8 protein-coding genes are annotated in these 7,711 nt (G+C 40.6%); 1 reads left to right on the forward strand and 7 read right to left on the reverse strand.

Going from position 1 to position 7,711, the window contains the following annotated elements; translation table 11 throughout:
* Window positions 1-43: 43 nt before the first annotated feature.
* From M3205_RS19085 to spoIIM, 7 genes are all read right to left on the reverse strand, one after another.
* On the reverse strand, window positions 44-1,348 hold the full coding sequence (locus M3205_RS19085) for a pyrimidine-nucleoside phosphorylase (RefSeq protein WP_251171323.1): 1,305 nt from the start codon (window positions 1,346-1,348) through the stop codon (window positions 44-46).
* Window positions 1,349-1,571: 223 nt separating this feature from the next.
* The gene (locus M3205_RS19090) at window positions 1,572-2,393 is read right to left on the reverse strand and encodes a purine-nucleoside phosphorylase (protein ID WP_251171324.1); all 822 of its coding nucleotides are present in this window, start codon (window positions 2,391-2,393) and stop codon (window positions 1,572-1,574) included.
* Between the two features lie 324 nt (window positions 2,394-2,717).
* Complete coding sequence (gene deoB, locus M3205_RS19095) at window positions 2,718-3,902, reverse strand: phosphopentomutase (RefSeq protein WP_251171325.1); 1,185 nt, start codon at window positions 3,900-3,902, stop codon at window positions 2,718-2,720.
* A 255-nt stretch (window positions 3,903-4,157) separates the two neighbouring features.
* The gene (gene xerD, locus M3205_RS19100; RefSeq protein ID WP_251171326.1) at window positions 4,158-5,051 is read right to left on the reverse strand and encodes a site-specific tyrosine recombinase XerD; all 894 of its coding nucleotides are present in this window, start codon (window positions 5,049-5,051) and stop codon (window positions 4,158-4,160) included.
* Window positions 5,052-5,060: 9 nt separating this feature from the next.
* Entirely contained in the window at window positions 5,061-5,288 is a 228-nt protein-coding gene (locus M3205_RS19105; RefSeq protein ID WP_035330067.1) for a YqzK family protein, read from the reverse strand.
* Window positions 5,289-5,477: 189 nt separating this feature from the next.
* Window positions 5,478-5,951, reverse strand: a complete 474-nt coding sequence (gene fur, locus M3205_RS19110; protein WP_251171327.1) for a ferric iron uptake transcriptional regulator — start codon at window positions 5,949-5,951, stop codon at window positions 5,478-5,480.
* 231 nt (window positions 5,952-6,182) lie between these two features.
* Complete coding sequence (gene spoIIM, locus M3205_RS19115) at window positions 6,183-6,827, reverse strand: stage II sporulation protein M (protein ID WP_251171328.1); 645 nt, start codon at window positions 6,825-6,827, stop codon at window positions 6,183-6,185.
* 170 nt (window positions 6,828-6,997) lie between these two features.
* Between spoIIM and M3205_RS19120 the strand changes: the two genes are divergently transcribed.
* Window positions 6,998-7,561: a GNAT family N-acetyltransferase gene (locus M3205_RS19120; protein WP_251171329.1), complete on the forward strand. Its 564-nt coding sequence runs from the start codon at window positions 6,998-7,000 to the stop codon at window positions 7,559-7,561.
* Window positions 7,562-7,711 lie beyond the last annotated feature (150 nt).

Genomic DNA, 7,711 nt, shown 5'->3' on the forward strand with positions numbered 1-7,711 from the left:
AAAGCCGCCGGACATGGTCCCCCGGCGGCTTTTTGCTTCCCTATTATTCAGTTATTTCTTCATGAATTAATACTGGTGCCTCAACTTTTTCAGTGGACAGCTTTATGTTTTCATAAAGCATTTTTCTTACTTCTTCTACATTTTCGAAATTGCTGCAGATGGTTACAAGAGATTCGCCCTTCTGTACCCGGTCACCGATTTTCTTTCTTAAAATCAGGCCGACTGCCAGATCGATTTCTGATTCCTTAGTTGCTCTTCCTGCTCCCAACAGCATGGCTGCAGTTCCAATTTCATCTGCAACAATCTCAGAAACATAGCCATCCTGCTTAGCTTCTAATTCAAATGTATATTTTGACTGAGGCAATTTCTCCGGATTATCGACAACTGACGCATCTCCGCCTTGTGAGCTTAGGAATACTTTAAATGTTTCTAAAGCTGAACCGTCCTTCATAGCATTCTCTAATTTTTCGCGAGCTTCCTTCAATGAATCCGCTTTTTTCGCAAGGAAAACCATATGGCTTCCAAGGGTCAGGCACAGCTCAGTCAGATCTTCAGGTCCTTCGCCTCTTAATGTATCGATAGCTTCCTTCACTTCAAGGGCATTGCCAATGGCATAGCCAAGCGGCTGGCTCATATCTGAGATAACAGCCATTGTGTTTCTGCCAACATTATTTCCAATACGGACCATTGCTTTTGCTAATTCACGTGAATCGTCAAGTGTCTTCATAAATGCGCCGGCGCCAGTCTTAACATCGAGGACAATGGCGTCAGCACCTGCAGCGATTTTTTTGCTCATAATCGAGCTTGCAATCAGTGGGATACTGTCAACAGTGGCTGTTACATCGCGCAGCGCATATAACTTTTTGTCAGCAGGCGTTAAGTTCCCGCTCTGGCCAATGACTGCAATTTTATTTTGATTAACAAGCTTAATAAATTCGTCATTCTCTATTTCAACATGGAATCCGTCAACAGCCTCAAGCTTGTCGATTGTTCCGCCTGTATGTCCAAGGCCGCGCCCTGACATTTTCGCAACCGGAACACCTAATGCAGCTACAAGCGGGCCAAGTACTAATGTAGTTGTATCACCTACACCGCCAGTTGAGTGTTTATCAACTTTGATTCCTTCAATTTTGGATAAGTCGATTTGATCACCGGATTCAACCATTGCCATAGTTAAATTGGCTCTTTCGTTCTCTGTCATCCCCTGAAAGAAGATTGCCATTGTTAATGCACTTACCTGATAATCCGGAATTGAGCCGTCTGTGTATCCTTTAATGACGAATTGAATTTCCTCTGCCGTTAAATCCAGTCCGTCTCTTTTCTTTTCAATAAGATCTACCATTCTCATCAACAAACACCACTGCTTTCATTTATTCTTTTCTTATGGATTTAGTCTAATCGATTGTTGTTTTTCTTAAAGGATCTGTTCGTCGTTTTGGCATTTCGATGTTGTCCGTTGATTGCAGCGAGAGGATGCTCCATTCAACTCAGTGAAAATAAGATACTAACAGCAACAAATCTCCGAAAAAACAGCCTTATTAATAAGTCAACGACCAAATAATTAAAGTATCTTATGCGCCAAATTCCTTAACGATTGCTTTCACATAAAGAAGGAAGTCAGCTTTGACTTTTTCTGTTGTTTCGATTACTTCTTCATGGTTAAGCGGCTGGTCAAGGATGCCTGCAGCCATGTTTGAGATACATGAAATTCCAAGGACCTTCATGCCTGAATGCTGTGCCACGATAACTTCAGGGACAGTTGACATGCCGACTGCATCTCCACCCATTATTCTCAGCATGCGAACCTCTGCAGGGGTTTCATATGTTGGACCTGTATTGCCGACATATACTCCTTCCTGAATCTTCAGGTTCAGTCTATTGGCTATCTCTCTGGCAAGCTTCCTCATTTCTTTGGAATATGCTTCTGACATATCCGGAAAACGCGGACCCATGCGAGAATCATTAGGACCGATTAAAGGATTACTTCCCATATTGTTGATATGATCAGAAATTAACATTAAATCTCCTGGAGAGTAGCTTTCATTCACTCCGCCTGCCGCATTCGTTACAATGAGCTTCTCAACTCCCATCTCATGCATAACTCTTACAGGAAAAGTTACCTTATCAAATGAATATCCTTCGTAATAATGGAATCGGCCTTGCATAGCAACCACTTCAATCCCGTTCAAACGGCCAAATACAAGCTGTCCTGCATGACCTTCTACTGTTGATATAGGGAAATCAGGAATTTCATTGTAAGGAATCTTAACCGGTTCTTCGATTTCGTCTGCCAATACACCAAGTCCAGAGCCTAAAATCAGCCCAATCTTTGCCTGGCCTGTATATTTACTTTTAAGAAATTCAGCCGCATTTTGAATTTTGCTGTAATCCATTTTCAATCTCCTCATCTGCTTTTTTTTAATAGGCTCTTTTCGTATAAATTGTTGTTTTTCGCTTATCAATGTTGTCCGTTGATTGCAGTGAGAGGATGCTCAGCGAACCATGGGGCGGGCGGTGAGCATCCTCGACGCTGCGCGTCTGTGGGGTCTTCACCTGTCCCACTACTCCCGTAGGACGTTGAATAGGCTACCTTGAGTAAACACCGCACGAAGAAAATGCGAATGCATTTTCGAGGATCTCGCACCTTCCGCTCCAATCAACTCAGTAAATATAATGTAAATAGCAACAAACTTTGCGAAAACAGCCTTTTAATATTATTATTTCAGTTTGTTCAAAAAGCTTTTGCCATAGGCCGGCATTTTCACATTAAAGTTATCCGCTATAGTCGCCCCAATATCTGCAAAAGTTTCACTGACCGGAAGCTCTTTCCCTTCTTTCATATCTTTTGAATAAACAAGAAGCGGAACGTATTCTCTCGTATGATCTGTGCCATGATGGACAGGGTCATTGCCGTGGTCTGCGGTAATCATTAATAAGTCGCCATCCTGCATTTTTTCAAATACTTCAGGCAGTCGTTCATCAAACTCTTCAAGAGCTTTTCCATACCCTTCCGGATCACGCCTATGGCCAAATAATGCATCAAAGTCCACCAGATTTACAAAGCTCAGGCCAGTAAAATCTTTATCAAACGTTTCGATCAGCTTATCCATTCCATCCATATTTGATGTTGTGCGAATGGCCTCAGTTACTCCCTCTCCATCATAAATGTCGGAGATTTTCCCAATTGCAACTACATCAAATCCGCCATCAGCCATTTCATTCATTACTGTACGGTCAAATGGCTTTAACGCATAGTCATGTCTGTTTGATGTTCTTTGGAAATTTCCGGGTTCGCCAATGAATGGTCTGGCAATTACACGGCCGACCATATATTTTTCATCAAGAGTCAGCTCACGTGCGATTTTACAGATTTTATACTGTTCTTCAATTGGGATGATATCTTCATGTGCCGCAATCTGCAGAACTGAATCGGCGGATGTATAAACAATCAGAGCTCCGGTTCTCATATGTTCTTCTCCCAGTTCAACCAGGATTTCTGTTCCACTTGCAGGCTTATTCCCAATAATTTTCCTGCCAGTGCGTGATTCAAGTTCTGATATCAATTCCTCTGGAAATCCATCAGGAAAGACTCTGAATGGAGTTCGAATATTCAAACCCATAATTTCCCAATGACCAGTCATTGTGTCCTTTCCGTTTGATGCTTCCTGCATCTTTGTGTAAAAAGCCATAGGGTTATCCGCTTTCTCGATTCCTTTGATTTCGCGTATCTTACTAAGCCCAAGCTTACCCATGTTCGGCATCTTCAGGCCATTCATTTTTTCTGCGATGTGACCGATCGTATCGGCACCTTTATCACCGAATTTATCGGCATCAGGCGCTTCTCCAATTCCCACTGAATCCATGACAATTAAAAAAACGCGCTTATATGTATATGCAGACATTTGAAAACCTCCTAATTATTTGAATACGGTTACAAAAATCATATTCGTATAGTACCCTTTTTAGGTTTATTTAACACTGATTCTCTTGCTGGAACCGGGGTGTAAACCGTCAATCCCGCGTTTTAAAACATTAATGATAGCTCTTTCACTCGTCAGAAGTCTGACATCTATATTTTACCTAATAAACAGGTGAAATGACAAGAAAAAGCTGCCTAATTTTTTGGCAGCTTTATGACATTTGATTTTTTCCTATTTTTAAGCACGCGGATGGTATTGACTGTACACATCTTTAAGCCGTGTTTTGGTTACATGAGTATATATTTGCGTAGTGGAAATATCGGCATGTCCAAGCATTTCCTGAACAGCCCGCAAATCTGCCCCATTTTCCAGCAGATGAGTGGCAAATGAATGCCTCAGCGTATGTGGAGTCAGCTCCTTCTCGATCCCTGCTTCCTGGGCCAGCCGCTTCAGTATTTTCCAGAATCCCTGTCTCGAAAGACGTTTGCCGTGATGATTTAAAAATAATGCTTCATCCCTATACTTTTTAGAAACGAACTTGCCTCTCCCTTCAGTTAAATACCTATCAAGCGCTTCAGAAGCTGTTTTGCCAATAGGCACAATCCGTTCCTTATTCCCTTTGCCAATACATCTTACAAAGCCCATCGTTAAATGAACATCACCTGAGTTCAGGCCTATCAGTTCACTTACGCGAATGCCTGTAGCATATAACAGTTCAAGCATAGCTTTATCCCTTAGACCAAAGTGATTCTTAATTTCCGGAAGATCCAATAAAGTTTCCACTTCCTGCATGTTTAATACTTTCGGAAGCGAACGTTCCATTTGCGGTGTTTCTATATGGATAGAAGGATCATGGCCAACTGCTTTTTCACGGAGCAGAAATTGGTGAAAAGCCCTTATGGAGGCTATATGCCGGGCTAGAGTTTTTGAGGATTTGCCCTGTTTTTTTAATAAGCCGAGAAATTGGACAATTTGCATGCGCTGCACATTCTCAAGGCTTGCAAGCTTTTCTTCCGACTTGAGATATTTCAGATAACTTTTCAAATCTCTTTCATAAGAGATAATGGTATTCTTGGCGAGGCCTTTTTCTACAAGTAAATAATGAATAAAGTCTTTTAACTGATCATCCATATGATAGCATTACTCCCCGTTTAAGTAGAAAAGAATTAACCGGTCCAGCAAGCTCCTATCTTCATCAGTTCCGCTCGCTGACACCTTAACAGCCGCTCCCCTTGGTTCGTCATAGCGGTGATAATCCTGGTATTCTTCATTTAACCACATAATACCATAATAAAAAAGGATTGTGCATCCGGTAAAAATCACAAATACTTTTATGGTCTGAAAAGCCATGCCCAGCCAGGATTTCATGTGTGGTCCTCCATAACTTTTAATTATAAGAAAGATATTCAGCTTTCTATTATTAAAAGGTATGCCATTTTGGACAAGAATTATACCTGAATTTGCATAAATGGTGTTTCTTCAGGGCACTTGCCCTTTTGAAAACAGCCCAAAATAAAAAGCCTATCCTAATATAGAATAAGCTTTGTCAAGAAACTATTAAATTTCATCGGCCTCGGTTTCATTTTCTGTTTGTTTATCCTGGCAGCGGTAACAGATGCCATGGAACGTAAGGCGGTGATCTTTTATTTTAAAATTCCAGCGGCGCTCAACCACTTCCTCTACGTCTTCAAGCAAATCTTCCTGTATTTCATCAACAGCTCCGCACTCAATACAGACTAAATGGTGGTGAAAATGGGCTGCCCCTTCCTGACGCAGGTCATACCGGGAAACTCCATCACCGAAGTTGATTTTATCGACAATTTTTAATTCAGTCAGCAATTCAAGTGTTCGATATACAGTTGCCAAGCCTATCTCAGGCGATTTCTCTTTTACTAGGAGGTAGACATCTTCCGCACTTAAATGATCCTCTTCGTGTTCTAACAGGACGCGAACTGTTGCCTCTCGCTGTGGTGTTAGTTTATAGCTGGATGAATGCAACTGTTTTTTGATTCTTTCAATTCTGCTTTCCATACCGAAAGTCCCTCCCTCGCCACTAACATTCTCATTATAACAGAAATGAGATCACATTCAAAATAAAATAATTATAAATAACAAACAATAATGAATTTAATTTAATAATAATTATAATATTTTCTAAAACCGTTTTAAACCTCTTTATATGTACCCTATATTTTAATTTTTATCCTTTTCCCATATATAAAAAAGGCAGAGCCAACCGCTCTGCCTTTAGCATGATTTTTATCAGGACTGGATTGAACTAACAACAGTCTTCATTAAAACAGGTGAGATAAATGCCTCTACCCCGGCTGCAGCAATTAGAAACAGAATTGCCACAGCAAAAGCAATCATATATCTTCCGAAAAGGGGCATCATGGGCTGTCCCGCTTTCTTCATAAATTGTCTTCTAATCATTTTTAAAGAGAAAGACACAGCCAGAGTTGCGGCGATGATAAAGATAGGTATGATGATCAGGTTCTGGGGAAGGACCGATACGAAAGAAAGCAAAAATCCTTCCCATCCCATTCGGTTAACGAGAAAGCCAACTGTAAAGCCAACCACCATGCCTTTCATAAATAACAGAATCAGAATGACTGGCAATCCAATTATGGAAATTCCTAAAATCCACATCAATCCTATAAATTTTGTATTATGGAAAAAGCTTTGTTTGAATAATTCATCAGCTGCTGCAATATGTCCATCTAATACTTGACCAAAAAACTGAGAAAGGTAATAAAATAAATCTTCCTTTTGTGTAAAACTCAAGCTATTTACAACGATAGCTCCAAAAATGACACCCATCAGAAACAATACAATAACGAATAAGTAGATTGAGGAATGTTCGCGAAAGTGGGCTGCTGCGGCGTTCTGGTACAATTTTTTCTTCATTGCTCTTCCTCCTAAGACAAAACAAATTGGATATTAAATTGTATGCTTGTCCCGGAATTGTATGACAAAGAATTGCATTGCTCACAAGGGTGAAAAGTTCTTGAATACTTTGTATGATTTTGCTATAATTTTCAAAATTATTTAAATTATCATTGGAGGCAATGGAGAAAATGGATCCGATCTTACAAGAGTTTCCAGAAAGAATTGAAACAGAAAGACTTTATATGAGGCCAGCCTTGCCTGGAGACGGAAAAACTGTTCATGAAGCTGTGTCAGCTTCAGCTGCCGAGCTTAAACAATGGCTTCCTTTTGCACAGCATAAACAATCAGCAGTTGAAGTTGAGTCAGGTATCCGCAATTCCTATGCCAAATTTATTCAAAGAGAAGATTTTCGTATCCATATTTATAGGAAAGAAGACGATGTATTTGTCGGCTCTACTGGCCTGCATCGCATAGATTGGAATGTCCGCAAATTCGAAATTGGCTATTGGGGAGATGTGAGGTTTCGGAAGAACGGCTATATTTCTGAAGCAGCCGCAGCCTTGACAAAGTTTGCCTTTGAGCATTTTCAAGCAAATAGAGTGGAAATCAGATGTGATCCGAAAAACATTAGCAGCCGGAGAATTCCCGAAAAGCTGGGGTACACCCTCGAAGGAGTCCTGGTTAATGACAGTCTAAGCGCAGACGGAAAAGAGCTTAGGAATACTTGTGTTTATGCTAAAGTCAGCAGTTGAAAAAATAGAGCCTCAATGGCTCTATTCAGTTTGTAGACAAAAGGGGTTCGGAATAGTCTCATTCCGGACCTCTTTTTTGAATTTTATTGGCTTTGAAGCATTTTCAGATGATGATAGACCTCTCCGAGGTCATCTTCTAGGCCATTTCTG

Origin of the sequence: Cytobacillus firmus (assembly GCF_023715565.1) — a bacterium.
GTDB classification, from domain to species: Bacteria; Bacillota; Bacilli; order Bacillales; family Cytobacillaceae; genus Cytobacillus; species Cytobacillus firmus_C.

What these genes read in the sequence shown, in the direction of transcription:
- M3205_RS19085 (WP_251171323.1), bottom strand. Translation starts at nt 1,348, where the DNA reads ATGAGAATGGTAGATCTTATTGAAAAGAAAAGAGACGGACTGGATTTA.
- M3205_RS19090 (WP_251171324.1), bottom strand. Translation starts at nt 2,393, where the DNA reads ATGGATTACAGCAAAATTCAAAATGCGGCTGAATTTCTTAAAAGTAAA.
- deoB (WP_251171325.1), bottom strand. Translation starts at nt 3,902, where the DNA reads ATGTCTGCATATACATATAAGCGCGTTTTTTTAATTGTCATGGATTCA.
- xerD (WP_251171326.1), bottom strand. Translation starts at nt 5,051, where the DNA reads ATGGATGATCAGTTAAAAGACTTTATTCATTATTTACTTGTAGAAAAA.
- M3205_RS19105 (WP_035330067.1), bottom strand. Translation starts at nt 5,288, where the DNA reads ATGAAATCCTGGCTGGGCATGGCTTTTCAGACCATAAAAGTATTTGTG.
- fur (WP_251171327.1), bottom strand. Translation starts at nt 5,951, where the DNA reads ATGGAAAGCAGAATTGAAAGAATCAAAAAACAGTTGCATTCATCCAGC.
- spoIIM (WP_251171328.1), bottom strand. Translation starts at nt 6,827, where the DNA reads ATGAAGAAAAAATTGTACCAGAACGCCGCAGCAGCCCACTTTCGCGAA.
- M3205_RS19120 (WP_251171329.1), top strand. Translation starts at nt 6,998, where the DNA reads ATGGATCCGATCTTACAAGAGTTTCCAGAAAGAATTGAAACAGAAAGA.